At 55.5% G+C, this 15,956-nt stretch carries 15 protein-coding genes and 1 pseudogene; 7 read left to right on the top strand and 9 right to left on the bottom strand.

Annotated features, from left to right (window positions below; all coding sequences use genetic code 11):
• Positions 1 to 430: 430 nt before the first annotated feature.
• Entirely contained in the window at positions 431 to 1,684 is a 1,254-nt protein-coding gene (locus tag ABGN05_RS29695) for a type II toxin-antitoxin system HipA family toxin (protein WP_367957647.1), read from the bottom strand.
• Entirely contained in the window at positions 1,681 to 2,022 is a 342-nt protein-coding gene (locus ABGN05_RS29690; RefSeq protein ID WP_367957648.1) for a helix-turn-helix domain-containing protein, read from the bottom strand. Before ABGN05_RS29690 ends, ABGN05_RS29695 begins: the two co-directional genes overlap by 4 nt.
• Before the next feature lie 407 nt (positions 2,023 to 2,429).
• On the opposite strand from ABGN05_RS29690, the gene ABGN05_RS29685 reads away from it, so the two are divergent.
• From ABGN05_RS29685 to ABGN05_RS29665, 5 genes are all read left to right on the top strand, one after another.
• Positions 2,430 to 2,753, top strand: coding sequence for a helix-turn-helix domain-containing protein (locus ABGN05_RS29685; protein ID WP_367957646.1), 324 nt, complete (start codon positions 2,430 to 2,432; stop codon positions 2,751 to 2,753).
• Complete coding sequence (locus ABGN05_RS29680) at positions 2,753 to 4,063, top strand: type II toxin-antitoxin system HipA family toxin (RefSeq protein ID WP_367957645.1); 1,311 nt, start codon at positions 2,753 to 2,755, stop codon at positions 4,061 to 4,063. The genes ABGN05_RS29685 and ABGN05_RS29680 overlap by 1 nt, the downstream gene beginning before the upstream one ends.
• 11 nt (positions 4,064 to 4,074) lie before the next feature.
• Positions 4,075 to 4,521, top strand: a complete 447-nt coding sequence (locus ABGN05_RS29675; RefSeq protein ID WP_367957644.1) for a hypothetical protein — start codon at positions 4,075 to 4,077, stop codon at positions 4,519 to 4,521.
• A gap of 90 nt (positions 4,522 to 4,611) precedes the next feature.
• A complete protein-coding gene (locus ABGN05_RS29670) occupies positions 4,612 to 5,664 on the top strand; it encodes a hypothetical protein (protein WP_367957643.1) in 1,053 nt (350 codons plus the stop codon).
• A complete protein-coding gene (locus tag ABGN05_RS29665) occupies positions 5,661 to 8,132 on the top strand; it encodes a phospholipase D-like domain-containing protein (protein ID WP_367957642.1) in 2,472 nt (823 codons plus the stop codon). The genes ABGN05_RS29670 and ABGN05_RS29665 overlap by 4 nt, the downstream gene beginning before the upstream one ends.
• A 59-nt stretch (positions 8,133 to 8,191) precedes the next feature.
• Here the strand turns inward: ABGN05_RS29665 and ABGN05_RS29660 are convergent, their stop codons facing one another.
• The 3 genes from ABGN05_RS29660 to brxL all read right to left on the bottom strand — a co-directional run bounded on the left by ABGN05_RS29660 (position 8,192) and on the right by brxL (position 11,066).
• Complete coding sequence (locus ABGN05_RS29660; protein ID WP_367957641.1) at positions 8,192 to 8,509, bottom strand: hypothetical protein; 318 nt, start codon at positions 8,507 to 8,509, stop codon at positions 8,192 to 8,194.
• Between the two features lie 11 nt (positions 8,510 to 8,520).
• Positions 8,521 to 8,880 (bottom strand): DUF2958 domain-containing protein, encoded by a 360-nt coding sequence (locus ABGN05_RS29655; protein ID WP_367957640.1) that lies wholly within the window; start codon positions 8,878 to 8,880, stop codon positions 8,521 to 8,523.
• Between the two features lie 191 nt (positions 8,881 to 9,071).
• The gene (gene brxL / locus ABGN05_RS29650) at positions 9,072 to 11,066 is read right to left on the bottom strand and encodes a protease Lon-related BREX system protein BrxL (RefSeq protein ID WP_367957639.1); all 1,995 of its coding nucleotides are present in this window, start codon (positions 11,064 to 11,066) and stop codon (positions 9,072 to 9,074) included.
• Positions 11,067 to 11,230: 164 nt separating this feature from the next.
• Between brxL and ABGN05_RS29645 the strand changes: the two genes are divergently transcribed.
• Positions 11,231 to 11,599 carry a hypothetical protein gene (locus ABGN05_RS29645; protein WP_367957638.1) on the top strand — a complete coding sequence of 123 codons (369 nt, stop codon included), beginning with the start codon at positions 11,231 to 11,233 and terminating at the stop codon, positions 11,597 to 11,599.
• Positions 11,600 to 11,661: 62 nt separating this feature from the next.
• Here the strand turns inward: ABGN05_RS29645 and ABGN05_RS29640 are convergent, their stop codons facing one another.
• The 3 genes and pseudogenes from ABGN05_RS29640 to ABGN05_RS29630 all read right to left on the bottom strand — a co-directional run bounded on the left by ABGN05_RS29640 (position 11,662) and on the right by ABGN05_RS29630 (position 13,774).
• The gene (locus tag ABGN05_RS29640) at positions 11,662 to 12,252 is read right to left on the bottom strand and encodes a mobile mystery protein B (RefSeq protein ID WP_367957637.1); all 591 of its coding nucleotides are present in this window, start codon (positions 12,250 to 12,252) and stop codon (positions 11,662 to 11,664) included.
• Positions 12,249 to 12,713 (bottom strand): mobile mystery protein A, encoded by a 465-nt coding sequence (locus ABGN05_RS29635; RefSeq protein ID WP_367957636.1) that lies wholly within the window; start codon positions 12,711 to 12,713, stop codon positions 12,249 to 12,251. The genes ABGN05_RS29640 and ABGN05_RS29635 overlap by 4 nt, the downstream gene beginning before the upstream one ends.
• A 138-nt stretch (positions 12,714 to 12,851) precedes the next feature.
• Positions 12,852 to 13,774 (bottom strand): annotated as a pseudogene (locus tag ABGN05_RS29630) (ArdC family protein).
• A 603-nt stretch (positions 13,775 to 14,377) separates the two neighbouring features.
• On the opposite strand from ABGN05_RS29630, the gene ABGN05_RS29625 reads away from it, so the two are divergent.
• Positions 14,378 to 14,581 (top strand): hypothetical protein, encoded by a 204-nt coding sequence (locus ABGN05_RS29625; protein ID WP_367957635.1) that lies wholly within the window; start codon positions 14,378 to 14,380, stop codon positions 14,579 to 14,581.
• A gap of 311 nt (positions 14,582 to 14,892) precedes the next feature.
• Here the strand turns inward: ABGN05_RS29625 and ABGN05_RS29620 are convergent, their stop codons facing one another.
• Positions 14,893 to 15,699, bottom strand: a complete 807-nt coding sequence (locus ABGN05_RS29620; protein ID WP_367957634.1) for a hypothetical protein — start codon at positions 15,697 to 15,699, stop codon at positions 14,893 to 14,895.
• Positions 15,700 to 15,956: the final 257 nt, after the last annotated feature.

Raw genomic sequence — 15,956 nt, 5'->3', positions numbered from 1 at the left:
GCTGCTGGAGCCCATCGGCAACATCCCGCCGGCCGAAGCCGAGGCACGATACTACGCCATGCTCGAAGAGCCGGCCATGGCGGCGTGACTCAAACAAAACGGCCTCCGGCAAACCCGGCGCGGTTCAAACGATCCTAAATGGAGGGTCTGAGGCAGGTCACCCGAAGGTGACATTGGATCGACTATTTGGATTCTTGGATAATCTGGTTGCGGGGGCACGCAACACCTTTGGTAAACTCTGTGATATCAAGATGATTCCGTTCGTAGGAAAAGGTTCCGGAAATTTCCATCTTTGCTAGAGCGTGGCCACTTTAGCATGGGTCATATCAGCGCCTCGGGGCAGCAAGCTTCAGATCGAAGTAGACCTTGTTGTAGAAAATGCGTTCGCGCGTGACCGGATTGATTTTGGCCTGAGGAAACTTTTCGAGCGTCATGACAATGCCTTCTTCAAATCATCCTGCTCGAAGGCCGACGACAACCGATCGCACTCTTTGCCGGTCAAGCCGAGTCGCCCCGCCTCCTCGCGCCAGGTCGAGACAACGCTCCCCACTTCCGCAGCAATGGCTTTCGCTTCGGCATCATGAAGTTCGAAGTACTCGGCTACCGACAGAGCAAGCTCCAGCGACGCACTTTGGTCGTCAAAATCAATTGCCGTCTCCAGAACGCGCGGCTTGATATCGACCGGCACCGGATTGAGATCGTAGGCGGGCGACAGGCACCAACCATCAGTGCCTTCGAAAAGAAAGCCGTGATTGCGCATATGGTCGTCGGTATTTGATACCAGCACCGAGAAGACGATTCTTCGCCATAGCTGGCGCATGTCGTCTTTCGGCTGCGAGCCGTATTGCCTCAGCGCATCTACGATTTCGAGATAGCTGTGCGTTTCATTGTCTTTCGCCCCGAGCATACTCATGGCGGAAAGAAACGGTACACGGGTCTGACCGACACGGTCGAAGCGTCGTAAAATCAGCACGGGTTTTTCGGCTATGTGTTCGTAGCGCCACTCTGGCGTCGAGACTCCCGCCTTGGCTGCGAGCGCGAGAGCAACGGCCTCCCATGCCACTTTGTTATATTCGTCGTCCTTGTGGGGAAACTTGGCGATCGCGAGTGTGCCGTCATGATCCCGGACAGAGGCCTTGGGACGCGCGCCGCCAAGCGACGAACCGGGAGCGAGAAGCAAGCGCAAATCTTCGTCACTGTCGCTGTCGTCAATGACACGCTCGGTCGCGGCAAGCAGACGAGGTAATTCGATAAGCGGCGGAATCGGGACGGAATCGTAGTCGGCCAAAAACGGACCACCTGGCTCTATTGCAAAGCGAAGCGCGCCCTGCCTTGCTTCATCATAGACGGCAAGGAGGTAATCAATTTCCCGCAAGGTTTGCGGCGCTTCACCGGCCCTCTCGGCACGCCGCCGCTCCGCGCGCCGCATCAAGATGCGCCCCCAGCGGTCCGGAGCAGAGTCGCCAATCGCCCCGAACATGGTTTTGTCCGCTTCGGTATGAAACGCGCCTTCGCCGAGCTGTAGGGCGGGTTCCAGCGCAAACTTGTCGGGGTTATCAAGCCAAGAGGCGTCATATTCGAAAGTCGCGCTCTCGCGACCTTTACGCATGTGCGCCCAAAGCCGTCCGACCAAATGGGTCGTGCCGCCGAGATCGGCATATATGAGTGCCGAACGGTCGCTCATTTGTCCGGAGTCCTTTTCGTACTTGAAGACCGCCGAATTCGCTGCGGCAGACGCTCCTCGTCGAGTTCCAGTCCGCGCGGGTCGTTGCGGACATCGGCAAGCTCACCGAGGCGGTCCACCAATCCGAGCACGAAAAGAACGGTGGCATAGATACCGATTGATACCCCTGCTTCGCCTTTCTCGACCTTCACAAGCGTCGTGCGGCTTATCGAGGCGCGCTCTGCCAGTACCGCAGCCGGAATCCGTCGCCGCATCCGCGCATCATGAATGTCGCGGCCCAGCTTACGGAGGGCGCGGCGCACCGGTATCGGCATACTGAATGTGGCATTCTTATTCATAACGTTCACGATCGTTTTCACTAACTGTTATAATGTACAGGATAGTGAACATTATTGCAATCTTATCCGCTCACGGACGTCAAAAAATCTTAAGCCGTAATGACCTTTATCATGAACGCTATGTTATTTAACGTCCATAATTCTGAACGTTAAATCTCGTATTCAACAACATACCGTCGCCGCGAGGGATTCGTCAGTTCACAGGCCATACGGCATAATGAAATCCCAATCTTCCTGTCGGACAAATAAATGCTGAAACGTCTGGCCCCGATCGTCGTGCTTCGTGGCATCGGCGCACCATTGTTGTAGCCACGCCCACTTGATCGGATCGTCGAGGTTCTCGCGACCCTTGGGATTTCAGACTCGGTGACCTTGACGCCAGTATCGATAAACGTGTTTTATGATACTTGTCACATAAACTGTCATTATGTGTCAAATCCGATATTGCATTTTTATCGGGTTTGGGCCATAATTTCTACATGACAGATTTGGCCCGCACGCCGAAGCAGATCGGCACCATCGTACAGCGCGCCCGCAAAAAGCAGGGCCTTAATCAGACGGAGCTCGGCACCAAAGCCGGACTACGACAGGAGACCATTTCCCTTATCGAAACCGGCAATCCGGCGGCGAAACTGGAGACAATCCTTGCCGTCCTCTCCGCCCTCGATCTGGAATTCAGGATCGTCCCGCGCTCCAAAAGCCGTCCTTCCGACATCGAGGACAATTTTTGATGGCGCGTCGCCGCACATATGAGCCGCTCCGCGTTTATCTCAATAACCGCCTGGTCGGGTTTCTGAACAAGGAAACGAGCGGCGCGATCGACTTCTGGTACGATCAAAGCTGGCTCGATTGGGAACATGCGCTTCCCATTTCCCTGTCCCTGCCCCTACGGGAAACGCCCTTCAGAGGCGAACCGGTCATCGCCGTATTCGATAACCTGCTCCCCGACTCCGACGCGCTGCGTCGCCGTGTAGCCGAAAAAGTCGGCGCGCGGGGAACCGACGCTTACAGCATGCTCGCGGCAATCGGCCATGACTGCGTGGGAGCACTACAATTCATCGCCGGTGATGACGCGGCCATGGACACTACCGGCACGATCAAGGGCGAGATCGTCGATGACGAAGCCATCGACAAACTGCTGCGAGGCCTCGCGCAAGCACCGCTTGGCTTGAGCCGTGACGATGAATTCCGGATATCGATTGCAGGTGCGCATGAAAAAACTGCTCTGCTCTGGCATGACGGCAAATGGCTCAAGCCGCACGGCACTACCCCTACAACGCATATCTTCAAAACACAGATCGGCACCCTGCCGAACGGCATCGACCTATCGAACAGTATCGAGAACGAGTTCTATTGCCTGAAGTTTCTCGAAGCATTCGGCCTTCCGGTCAACAATGCCGAAATCAGAACGTTCGGAAAAACGAAGGCGCTCGTTATCGAGCGCTTCGATCGCCGCTGGACCTCGGACGGTCGATTACTCCGCCTGCCGCAAGAAGATTGCTGCCAGGCACTCTCTGTTCCTCCGACACTGAAATACCAAAGCGACGGCGGCCCCGCCATGGTCGCGATCCTCGATCTCCTCAAGGGCGGCGATACTCCGGCAGAAGACCAGGCTGCCTTCATCAAGGCGCAAATCCTGTTCTGGCTCCTTGGCGCGACCGATGGCCATGCGAAGAATTTCAGCGTCTTCCTCGGAAGCGGTGGCACTTACCAACTGACGCCATTCTACGATGTGCTCACGGCACAACCGAGCTTCGACTCCCATCAAATCCAGCGCAAGAAGATGAAGCTGGCGATGTCGGTCGGCGATAGCCGCCACTATCGCATCGACCAGATTCATGCACGGCACTTCATTCAAACGGGAGCTGAAGCCGGCTTGCCGAAATCTCTAGTACCAGATGCAATCCAAGAAATCGCCGCGCGTGCGAACGATGCGATAGAGTCGATCGAAAAGTCTTTGCCGAAGGGCTTTCCTGCCGTCATTCACGAGTCGATTTCCGCAGCGGTCGCTGACCGGCTACGCAGCATGACGATATCGTAGTCGGAGACAGGATGGAGATCGAAGCCGACATAAAGCTGAACCTGCCCGAGTGGACAGAGTACCGGAAAAAGAACGGTCTTGACCCCCTCGGTATGCAAAACAGCAGCGTTAATCTCTACCAGACCTTCTTACCCGGCATCAGCAACGTGACGCTGAGAATCCGCTACTACGGCCTTTATGCGTGGCTTTGCGAAAACTACGCAAAGCGTGTCGGCGGCGAAAATCCCGAAACATGGAAGCGATACATCCGCCGAACAGAGGCTCTCTATGCACTGATCGCCTATCGCCATGGCGGAGAGTCCGGTGTTGCCGGGATTGAATGGGCGACCAAAGCATTTGAAAGCGCTGGCGACGATCCGATCGACTTTGCAGAAGCCGCCGAACCGGGCAGTGAGACCCACTATTTACAACAGGCATGGGGTGCGTATGGGGCGGCTTATGGCAGTCAGGTGTTCTAGATCGGAATTCTCACAAGATCGACCGAGCACGAGATACCCCTACCAACTCAGGAGATAGGCGAGCCGCTGGCAAAGGCTTTCGAGGAAGCGATGGGACCGCTCGCCTCTCAATTCTTCGCCACGATACAGCGCGGAACGGTAAGCAAAGCAGAGCTGGATCAGTTTGCGGGTATCTCTCCGTCAGAGATCGCTCTTACCAGCCACGAACGGCAATTGTACCAGGACATCCTACTCAAGGTTAGCAACGACGACGATGCCGCTGCGCAGTCAAGACGGCTCAGCGTCTTATTAATCCTGAAAGTAGCGGAACTCTTGGGACGCGAACCCAAGCCCGACGAAGTCCGCTGGATTCTGTATGCCGGCTGCGACGACCAAGGCCGGAAGCTGGAGCTGGATTCTTCCGCGCTGGAAGCTCAAAGGCAGCGATGGTGGGTCTATCATGCAAACGATCTGTCCCATGTTGCGCTTGAATCACTGCTGAAATTTGCGCTCGATAATCTCGGCAATTTCCCCACGGGCACGACCTTAGCTCGCCTGATCCCTCTATGTGCAGGACAGATCATCGACAGCGCAGATGTTGCATCGACAAACTGGAACGGCTTGGTCGAAGCAATTGAGCCGGCTGACAACGCCTTCGACCGCGCGAACGAATACTCGGATTGGTCACTCTCGCAAGAGTTGGTCAGGAGCGCTGGACGAAGCGATGAGAAAGTCTGCACACCAGAACTGGCCTGGAAGGCGATCAGACTACTCGCAACACTGCACAAGCGGATCAAGAGCGAGGAACGTGATGTCGCAGCAGAGCTCGCCCGCTTCGATCCCGATGCATTCCGTTCACTACTCAGCGAGGTCAAATTCCTCGACAAAAACGCAACCGAAAATCTCGACGACCTTCTCGGCAAGCTCATCGAAGAGCGCGTCATTCGCCGGCATTTGTGGGTGGCTCTCAGGAAATTTCGTTATCAGCGTGACTACACATTCCTGATTGAAATGGACGAAGGCAGGTTACGGCTTCGGGAAAAGGACGGACCGGTATTCACGAACCCACGCTTGGGACCGGCAATCACCTTCGTGAAAGATATCCATCTCGTCGGGGGGCAAGGCCTCACTGACGACGGCGTCGAAGCGGTAGGTAGCCAATGAAGCTATACGACCGTTTTTCGGACAAAGGCTATCACACCTGTATCGCCACGACATTTGGTATCGACTTCGATGCATATGAAAGCATTGTCCTGCCGCGCCTGCGCGGGGCCGGTTGTCGCAACAATATCGTAATTGCCGATAGCCGGATGCTGACTCACGCGCTCAACGGCGCATCGAGCCTGCCACGCCTTGCCGGCAGACTCTATACGGTGTCGGGCTTCAGTGGCAGCGGCGTGTTTCATCCGAAGCTATTTTTACAGCTCGGGCGAAAAGGCGGAAGGCTTATCGTTGCATCTGCCAACCTCACGGCCTCCGGCTTGGCCGGTAATTTGGAGCTGGTAGCCACGATAACTTGCGGAACCGAGGATAGTGGCGAACAGCGTCTGATCATCAGCGCGTGGGAATACATCAATCGGCTCATCGATCAGGGTCAACAGGCGATCGCAAGCCAGCGGGACTGGACAATCGCCAGAACACCTTGGCTCAGGCAGGCGATCACGGCGGATTCATCGGTCGAACTCACTGACAAGACTTTGGCGTCCTTCCTCGCGACCGGAAGCCAGCCCGGGATCGCAGCGCGGTTCGCCGATCTCATCGATGAGCCTGTTTCGCGATTGATTGTCGTCAGCCCTTATTGGGACACGAACCTGGAAGCACTGACGTTCCTGGCTGAACGATTGCAGCCAGCCGAAACCGCGATCCTTATCGATCCAGGTATCGCCACTTTCCCAAGGGCGGCAATCGACAACATTCAATCGGCGCAACTGTACGATCGCGGGAATTTTCGCGCGGGGCGCTTTATCCACGCAAAAGCTATTATCGCGCAAACAGAGAGCTCCGATCACGTTCTCATGGGAAGCGCGAATTGTACGACCGCAGCTCTGGGAACTGGCACGTTCTCAGGATTGAACGAGGAAGCGTGCCTTTACAGAAAGCTGCCAAGAAACGTTGTCATCGAAGCCTTGGAATTGACCGACTGTTTATCGCCGGATCGGACCGTCGATCGATCCGCACTGAGCGATATGCAGCTTGAAGACGACATACCACTCGACGAGCTGGCTGCTCAGGCACCCGGAAAATTCGAATGCCGGGTCGATGTCCTTTCATGGCAACCGGCAAACGCAATTGATCCAAATTCCGTCAAGGTCGAGCTGCTCAACGAATACGGCCAACCAATCGATTGCCAACTGTCACCGCTAAACAGCCAGAACGAAAAGCTCCGGTTCAACATAAGCGGCACAGAAAATCGGCCTGCTTTCGCCCGTCTGTTGTTTTCAGACGGTCATCGATCGGCTCTTGCCATCGTGGCCGTCATTGATCGCTTGAGCTCGGCCATCCGAGAGACCCATTCCCGGAAGACCGAAAACGCTTTGCGCGAGCTCGATGGCGAGACAGAAGCGAATCTAATGCTTCTGGAGGTGCTCGATGTTCTGGAGCAACTCGAATCTGACGACGAATCGGCAAGAGCTCCGATTTCTGTCCCTAAAAAGCCCCAAGATCGGACCGATCCGAACGGTGGGCCGCAATATAAAACGCTTAGCTATGAGCAGTTTATCGCCGGCAGGCGTCCTCGTACCGACAACTCGAAACTGACAAACAACAGTCTGGCAGGTAGCGAAGTCTCACTGGTCAGGGGGTTCCTCAATCGCATCCTCGGCATGCAGGACGACCAAACCGATAACGCCGATGAGGACGAAAAGGCCTTAGCAGGAGCATTCGATCTTGGCGACGAAACCGATAATGCCGAAGCGGCTATCGCGTCCGGGCAAGAGTTCGATAGCAAACAGAAACCGCCTGAACAGACCGAACAAGGGAAAGAACTTCAAAGAAAGAAAGCCGCGCAGCGCCAAGCGACGAAAGAGCAGATCGTAGCCGCAGCAACTTCTCTCGGGAAAAGGGTGAAGGAACGACAATCCCAGGGCAAGCTCGACAATCGCGACATTCTGCGGCTTCGTGCCATGCTGATGATTATTTGTGCCGCTGCTTGGCGAGGCCCGGACAAGGGTTCAGCGAACAAAGCCCCCCGTTCGTCACTTCAAGTTCTGCCCTCAGAAGACGACCCGAATAGCTGGCCATTCGTCATAGGCCGACTTCTCTTCGTGTTTTTCGGCGGTCGTGATCCCGCAATCAAGCAACTCTCGATCAGCGCCGAACACGACCAGCTTCCCGACGATATCATCGAATGCTGGGCCACCTGCTATTGGTGCCTACAAGCGAGCATGAACGCAAATGTTTCGGCAAAAGAAAAAGCCAGGATCAACCAGCATCTCGGCCCAATCGCAGAGCTCGCCTATCTGCTGACGCTTCCGACACAACGCGAACAGATGGGCGAAGACGTAATCGCGCTAATGGCCAGCATGAGTAAGCGGTATGCCGCACAAATGGGCCTTGATGCCGACAAGGTCGCTCGGAGCCACCAAGACCTAGTAAATAGGCTGGCGGCTCCGGCGACACAGCTTGTGCTGTGATGCCACCACCCGCCTCCGCAATACGAAGCTTACGGAAGCGGGCTGACCGGTTACGGAAGCTACGGATCAGGTAGCTCCTGATCGAGAAGGCGCACGATCTCCGCCGGCAAATACCCGCGCGGATCGTCATAGCCAAACGTAACATCGGGATCGTTCTGCGGAATGAACTCCGTGCCATCCTTCCTGATGGAGGTGATGACAGTGTTGTGCATTCCCCAACCGGTGACGGTAACATCGTAGCCGGCCTCGGTGAGCACGGCTTCGACGTTCCAGGTTTCGACCTGCCCGTCGCCGTCATTGAAGCCGAATTTCTCGAAGGCTTCGGTCCAGGACCAGCTACAGGTTCCGCCGCAACATTCGCATTGTGAAACAGGCATTCTATCCTCCCTCATGCTGCGATGTGGCCACGGGCGCGAGCCTCACGGGCATATGCGCTGAGCGGCTTATCGGGATGGAAATGCCGGTCGCGTTCGACCGGAAGCCCTAACCGTCCACGGACGGATTCGATCTCCGAGATGCGGACGCACCCGAGTTCGGGACACCCGAACCCGAGATCGCAAAGCGCGAAGGCGATATCGGGATCGTCGGGATCAAGCTCTGTCAGAAGCCAGGTGCACGCTGCATCCGGGGTGAAGAGCTTCACAACCGGCACGAAGTCGGCATCCGACCCTCCGGCTTCAGAGCATTCCTGCTGCAAGCGCCCGTTGCGCAAGAGCTGTTCGCGGATGGGATTGGTCAAGAGTTTCATGTTGGTCTCCTTTCACTGAGGTTTTCTCAAGATGCAAAAGGAGGAAGCCGGTCGGCCAAGCCGGGCGGTCATGGCCAACACGGCTCACGAAGTGAGGTGGTGCGGGCGGGCCATTGACCGGACGGCGCGACCGGCTATGCAGCGTCAATGATTGAGAAAACAGCGAAAGGCGACAAAAAGAAAAACCGCAATCAATCGACCCCGATGGCCTTCATTACCGCGTCAACAGGATCGCTATAGAATGAAGTCTGAAACTTCGTGAACAGTTCGGCGGGAATCGTAGGTATATCTGACGCGCTCGCCATCGGAACCAGAATTCGTTTCGCTCCCGCATCGAAGGCAACTTGCAGGCATTCGGCAAGATTCTCGACAGGGATTATGCTTCCGCCCAAGCTCATGTCACCCAATATGACGATCTGACTCTGGACTGGCTTTTGTAAGATGCTCGTAGCAAATGCAACGAAAGCTGCTAGCGTCATCGATTTAGCTGCACCGGTGTTGTGCATTTCGACCACATGAAGATGGAAATCGTGATCGCCAGCTTTAGCGCTGCCGCTGATCCGTCCGATGTTGGCCTTGAAATAATCAAACGCTACACGGATAGCTTCTTTTGCCGATGAGCTGGAGCCAAGTCCGGAAGTGGATAGCTTTCCACCGCCCGCTGTCACTTGTGTTTCGAAGCGGTAAAGCCCCAGGTGCCCGTTTGCTCCTGTCGAGATGGTATGAAGGAACCCCGGATTGAGCGGGCCTTCGGGGATCAGTTTACCGCCGCCTTGCTCCGGAACACTGATCCAGCGCTCTTCTCGCGCCTCTAGATCGATGTATGAGAAGTGGACATCGTAAAACTCCATACCGCCGATCTTCTTCAGCTGCTCCTTCACGCGACGCCTAACCTCAAGGGCATATTCCAGGCACCTGCGAACGGCTTCCTTGTCGTATTCGCCATGAGGATAAAGTAGCTTCAGCAGGCCCGACACGGTTCGGCGAACTGCAATTGTGTCACGTTGATTTAGGTTGTTCCCAAGCTTGAAGAATTTGTCGATAGCATCGCCGAAAGTACGCTTGCGCATTTCACGCATGAACTCGGCAAGATAATCAACTATCAAGCCATACTGGTTGGTGAGGAACTCCGGACGCATCTTCGGAATTTCCCAGCCTGGTATGTAGGCGTGAAAGCGGTCGAAGAAGGCGGAATCGATCATCGCCTCCGGAAACGGTGCCAGAAGGTGGCTGGTTTTAACGAGCGTATCGACTGGTTGGTTTATGTTGCCTACGAACACCATCGAGGCATAGGCCGATACGGCATCCTTTCCGCGCGCAAATGATCCCGACGCCATGTAATCTTTCATAATCTGGACGCCGTCTTTGTCTTTAAAACTGATCCCCGCCACCTCATCGAACGCGACAACATCCCACAATCCGACAAGGCCGACCATACGACGGCCCATGTTGTAAAAAAGGTTTGCGACGGTCGTCTGGCCACCGGAAATTAGGATGCTGTTGGGGCTGATCTCTTTGTAAATATGCGACTTACCAGTGCCGCGCGGCCCTAGTTCACAGCAGTTGTAATTGTTCTCGACGAGCGGCACCATGCGCGCCAGCATGTGCCATTTCACTCTTTGTTCGAGGGTTGTCGGCTCCATCCCGGTCGAACGAAGCAACACGTCGATCCATTGTTCTTCAGAAAATGATCGCCGCCCTTCGAATAGTTCTTCCATGTCCATATTGGGCATCTGGATCGGCTTTAGCTCGCGGATCAGGAATGGCGATGTCTTCTGGCCCTCCTCGTGGAAATATTCGATCGTCGTGATGCACCAAATTCCCCCGACGAGAAGCTTCTCGTACTGGCGCACATACTGATCGGGAATCTCGGCATCCTTCAGCCCGAGATTGGACATCAGCGCCTGGTAGGTGTTGCGCTTTTCGTTTAGCCGAACGGTAATCTTGTCGATGATCTTGTAACTACCGCGCTCGCGGATTTTGGATTTGACCTTTTCCGCTTCATCGGGCCTCACATAATTTTCCGCGAGGATTTTCTTGACCGACTCCAATCCGCTGCGAATGGTGTCTTCATCGTCGGAAGCACAGTACATGCCAAGAAGATATTCGAGAACATAGACGGGAACGTTCGCACCTTCCTTGACCAGCTTGGTCAGGTCTTTTATTGCTTCCGAATTTACATTCACTCATATATGTTCATCACTGTTTGAAATATTAATATTGTTAACTATACAATATGCGAAGATTATCAATTTTACTGAGAATATCTCTGGTATTTATTTACTGCACATCTTTCTCACAATGCGCCAATGCTGTATCGGGGATCAATGAAGACCCCGTCTGTGACACGGTGCGTGAGTTACTAGACGCGGATCGCCTTGCCGAGATCGAAGTCCCGCTTGCCGAACTGGACATCGATGTTGATCGCGATGGTAAGAGTGAGAAAATCGAAAAGCGCTTTCTGGGCGCAGCGCCGGTGCTTAATCTTTTAGCAGTGCACGAGGACGGTAAAGTAGGCCTTGTAGGAATCTGCTCTGGCTGCGCAAGCATGACTACCCGTGACATCAAGGCCCTGAAAATCGACGGCAAATTGTATCTTTTGAGCGTCGAACCAAATTGGAGTTCTTTGGCCAGGTTGAATTTCGGACAATACTTTTCAGGTCGCCCTCAGAATGAAATCTGCCACTTCGGCGATTCGCCCCTATTGAGAGCGCGATAAACTCAACCAGCAAAGATCGCGCGCAGCCCCATCTTTTCCTTGCGACGGTTTGATTTCACGCATTACCCATCACCGACAAAGGCCAGAAGCGGATCGATGTCGCCGGCGTCAGCAGCGCGAAGGGCTGTGATATAGGCATTGCGGCGCTGATTGTCGGCCTGGAGATCGAACCCGCTCGCCCAGGCAATCGGCGGGTGCCTGTAGATTTCTTCGAGCATAATATCGGCGGCAATCCGCGCATGACGGCCATTGCCGTTGGGGAACGGATGAATCTGCACCATGCGGTGATGAAAGCGCGCGGCGGCTTCGAGCGGCGGATAGACCTCGTTTTCCGCCCAATAGCGCGCGTCGTCCAGCAGCATGCGGAGTTGGACGGGAATCTGGAACGGATCGATACCGATGTTCTTTTCGGTCAGGCGATACTCGCCCGCCCATGACCAGACATCGCCAAACAGCCTCTTGTGCAACGTCCTCACAAATCCATCGTCAAAGATCGAGCCACCGCGCCGCCGTGATATCCAGGCAAGCCCTTGCTCGATATTCGCCTGCTCCAGCTCGTCCAGCTCGCCGCGCGTGGTGATATGCACGAATTTCAGCCCCTGCATTTCATCGGGATCGAGCGGCGTTGCGCCGTCCGGCTCGTCGAACGTCATTTGACCTCCCAGAAGTCGGGCGGCATATCGCGGATGAGTTCGTCGGCAAGGTCTTCGATACGCTGCGCCGTCTGCGCACTCGTCAGCGATTGCTTTTCCAGCGCCATATGCGCGCTGGCGCGCATGATGTGCGCTTCGGCCTTGCGCCGCGCCTGCGCGCGGATCACGTCCTCGACACTCCCGTCGGGGACGATCGCGTACACAAAGCGCCCGCCCATAGCTGCGGCGAGCTTCTCCATCTGATTTATGGTGATTGCGCCGTCGCGCTCATTGCGCTCGGCCTGATAGATCGCATTGCGGCTCACGCCTGCACGAACGGCCACCTCGGCTCCGGACATGCCAAGCGCCTTGCGGAGCAAGGCCAGCCATCCTTCGGAGGGACTTTTCAGGGCCTCGACCTGCCGCGCAGCACGATCTACGATCTGCACATATTGCTTTCTGGCCGTGTCTTTGACGTTCATTGCATATCACCTTATAGGCATGGGGCAATCATCTGCCTATTAAATGATAGGCAGAAACACCATTTTTGTCAATTAATAGATATGCACATAAGGCCAGATTGCCTATATATAGATAGGAAAAAGCCGTAGGGCCGCGTATTACGCGGCCCGCTGGTCTGCTGTCGAAAGATCGTGCATGAAATCCGCCGCGCGCTGCGCATGCGCAGCCGCAGTGAAAATCGCGCGCTTGTCATTCTTCAGAACCCGAAGCCAGAAGCGATGTACGAGGCATGATCCTCGCGGTCTTCGAGCTTCAGTCCGAGATCGGCGCACAGGAACGCCGCTCCCAGCTCGGCAACGAGCTCCTCGCGGGCATACCCGCTGTCTCCATAGGACTTGCACTCGAAATCGCGATCAAGACGCGACTTGTGCTTGGTCCAGTGACAGCATTCGTGCGCCAGGGTCGCGTAGTAGGCCTCGGCGCTGCGGAACGCCTCGAACTCCGGCATCTGGATGAAGTCCTGCGACGGAATGTAGAACGCGCTGTTTCCTCCATGCCGGATATCGGCCCTGGTCGCGGCGAAGAATGCATCGGTCCGCGCGATGCGTTCGTCGGGGTTAGTTTCGGTCTGCGCCTTTGCGTAGTAGTGCGCCGGAAGGTCCTCGATCTGCTCGACATTGAAGACGGTGTAGGCTTTCAGGAAGGGAATAATCCGCTCCTGGTCCTGCCCGTGATCGTCGCGTTCGGTCTTGACCATCTTGTCGGCGTAAACGACAGGCGATCCCTTCTCTCCCTTGCGAACGTGCCCTCCGAGCTCGATGGCCTGCTTGAAGGTCATCCAGACCGGCGCTGCATAGTGCCGTTCCATGGAGGATGCCCAAAGGGTAAGGATATTGATCCCGGCATAGGGTTGCCCGTTGAAGCGTAGGGGCCGCGATACCGTTCCTGCGGCATGGGCAGCGTTCCAGGGCTGGGTCCAGGGCTTCACTCCGCACTCCAGCGCGGCGACAATCTGGTCCGTGATGCGGCTGTAGATGTCCTGCCGATCAGTGTTCTGCGAATGGCGTGTCTTGTTCTTCATGGCTCGTCTCCTTGTCTGGTGTTTCTCAAGACGCGGAGAACGAGGCCGGGCGGCAAAGCCGTCGGGTCACCCGCCAATGAAATGCAGCGGGGTACGCCCAACACGGTTTCCGGTGCGGGCAGGGCGTTGACCGGACGGCGCGACCGGCCATAAACGCGGCAATGATTTGAGAAACACCCTCAAGGGGACCGCACGGCGATGAATTGAACGCAACGCCGCTTCGCATCGCTGCTCGATCTAGAGGAATGTCGTCATCGCGATGTCCGGATGAGCAAGCCGCTTGAACGCCAGAATGCCGGCGATCAACCGAACCGGGCTTGACCTGGTCGCATCCGTGCCGGCGACAAGCTCCAAACGGGTCCGACCAATCGACAGGATTTCCTCCGGCTTTGACAGGCTTCCGCCATCAAGGCCTTTCAGCGGTTCATCGATACCTGCCGGCGGTCGTTGCCGGCGCAAGCATTCGCAATGGGCGAAGCTCCTTCTCTGTCGTTACGGCCTTTCACAAATGTGGGCAGGTGCGCGCAAACGATCCACGGCGGATTCCTCCGACCGGCACGAAAGGTCCCGATGGGCGGGACCTGAAAGCCAAAGGAGGCAATCATGGATCGACTGATCGTAACCCAGGAGCTTGGAGGCCTTACGAATGCGCAGCTCTTCGCCATGCTCGGCGAGATCGAGCGGCTGCTGGCCGAATACGCGCCCGGCACACTCCGGCACCGCGTAGCTTCGGCATCCCGTGCGAACATCCTGAGCGAGCTGAACCACCGCCGGACGTTCCATCATCACAATGCACCGTCCCCGTAGGGGGGGGGCGCCGCTTCATGTGGGGCAGGAATGTTTTTGCCACAAACTTGCCACAAGGAATTCTGTGGCGAAAAGTAAAATGGCGGATTCCTGCGGGTTTCGGAGGAGTGGTATTTTGTGGCAAAAATGACCCCAAAGGGGCCGTTTCTTTCCGTATTATTCTGCTAAGTGATTGATTTTAAAGTGGTGACCGCTGAGGGATTCGAACCCTCGACCTACTGATTAAAAGACTGTCTCGAAAGCCAAGGTGAGAGCCACTTACCGAGGATTCGCCACAGATTTGCCACAAGGATTTTTGGTCAAACTGGATATCATCCCGACACACTCTTGATCGTCACTATCCAGCGCCAGCCTGCCCTGGTCTTTGTAACCGATATCTTGTACCCACCGCGTTCGACTGCACGATCCACCTTCACCTGCTCCTGATTGATATTGAAGCAGGGGAGCGCGAGGTATTCTCCTGGCCGCATGCCGGTATCGCCGGCAAGGTAGAGCATCGGGCGATAGCGCTGCCACGACGAAGCGATCTGTGCGTTCTTGGAATTGGCAAGCTTGTCTGCCGCCGCGAGAAGCAACTGAAATTCAGCTACGGTGGGCGGTGTTACCGGTTGGTCGTATCGAGAACTGGAATTCACGGTAATTCCGCTGGCCACGTTGCTACCAACGTGGCCGCGCTTGGCCATCTCTTTCAGAACAGACTGCAACAACGAAAGAGCTTCGCGCGACAGATAGCGACTGTAGTTTTTCAACAGCCACGAACGGAATTCGACAATGTCGGTCGGCTGTAGCTCACCAATCTGTTTGCCCCACTCGTAGGTCGTGATGATTGACGTGAGATATCGATAGTTCTTGAGCGTGTAGGTGGTAACCGGATCACGCCCGTTAAGCCCTTCCTTCTCGCAAATTCTCAGCCACTTATCGATCGCCTGATCGACGGTGCGAATTGTGCTCCTGATCTCGCCGTTGGCTCGATGCGCTCTACCTGTCTCGATAAATTCTCGTGCCTCCTTCATCGTATCGAAGGTGGCGTATGTGTAGCCCGATTTGGCTTTCTTGCTGGGGTATCGGACCTGGTAAGTCGTTCCTTTGCTACTTACCCGCTTTCGGATATCTGACATAAAATATTGCTTCAATGAATTCTGTATAGAGAACCATAATTACATCATTCCCGCAAGTTATTGTTGCTTCTGCCTGAAGCTTTCGATAGGCCCTAATGAGGTCGCCTTGCTCGATTTTCAGCTTCTTATCTGTGTTTCGGCGTGGAATAAGGACCCCGTTTCAGGGGTGATCGGCATCCAAAAGGGCCCCCTTGTAGCGGCGGGTGTTTCACACTGCCTCCGGTTTGATCGGAGGCATTTGTTTTGGATGTTGGTCG

This window comes from Aquibium pacificum (assembly GCF_040839445.1).
Taxonomy (GTDB): Bacteria; Pseudomonadota; Alphaproteobacteria; order Rhizobiales; family Rhizobiaceae; genus Aquibium; species Aquibium pacificus.
This window is presented reverse-complemented; position numbering and strand designations above follow the sequence as displayed.

Excerpts from the sequence above, each read along its gene's own strand:
- ABGN05_RS29695 (WP_367957647.1), bottom strand. The coding sequence starts at position 1,684 with ATGAGCGACCGTTCGGCACTCATATATGCCGATCTCGGCGGCACGACC.
- ABGN05_RS29690 (WP_367957648.1), bottom strand. The coding sequence starts at position 2,022 with ATGAATAAGAATGCCACATTCAGTATGCCGATACCGGTGCGCCGCGCC.
- ABGN05_RS29680 (WP_367957645.1), top strand. The coding sequence starts at position 2,753 with ATGGCGCGTCGCCGCACATATGAGCCGCTCCGCGTTTATCTCAATAAC.
- ABGN05_RS29675 (WP_367957644.1), top strand. The coding sequence starts at position 4,075 with ATGGAGATCGAAGCCGACATAAAGCTGAACCTGCCCGAGTGGACAGAG.
- ABGN05_RS29670 (WP_367957643.1), top strand. The coding sequence starts at position 4,612 with ATGGGACCGCTCGCCTCTCAATTCTTCGCCACGATACAGCGCGGAACG.
- ABGN05_RS29665 (WP_367957642.1), top strand. The coding sequence starts at position 5,661 with ATGAAGCTATACGACCGTTTTTCGGACAAAGGCTATCACACCTGTATC.
- ABGN05_RS29660 (WP_367957641.1), bottom strand. The coding sequence starts at position 8,509 with ATGCCTGTTTCACAATGCGAATGTTGCGGCGGAACCTGTAGCTGGTCC.
- ABGN05_RS29655 (WP_367957640.1), bottom strand. The coding sequence starts at position 8,880 with ATGAAACTCTTGACCAATCCCATCCGCGAACAGCTCTTGCGCAACGGG.
- ABGN05_RS29640 (WP_367957637.1), bottom strand. The coding sequence starts at position 12,252 with ATGACGTTCGACGAGCCGGACGGCGCAACGCCGCTCGATCCCGATGAA.
- ABGN05_RS29635 (WP_367957636.1), bottom strand. The coding sequence starts at position 12,713 with ATGAACGTCAAAGACACGGCCAGAAAGCAATATGTGCAGATCGTAGAT.
- ABGN05_RS29625 (WP_367957635.1), top strand. The coding sequence starts at position 14,378 with ATGGATCGACTGATCGTAACCCAGGAGCTTGGAGGCCTTACGAATGCG.
- ABGN05_RS29620 (WP_367957634.1), bottom strand. The coding sequence starts at position 15,699 with ATGTCAGATATCCGAAAGCGGGTAAGTAGCAAAGGAACGACTTACCAG.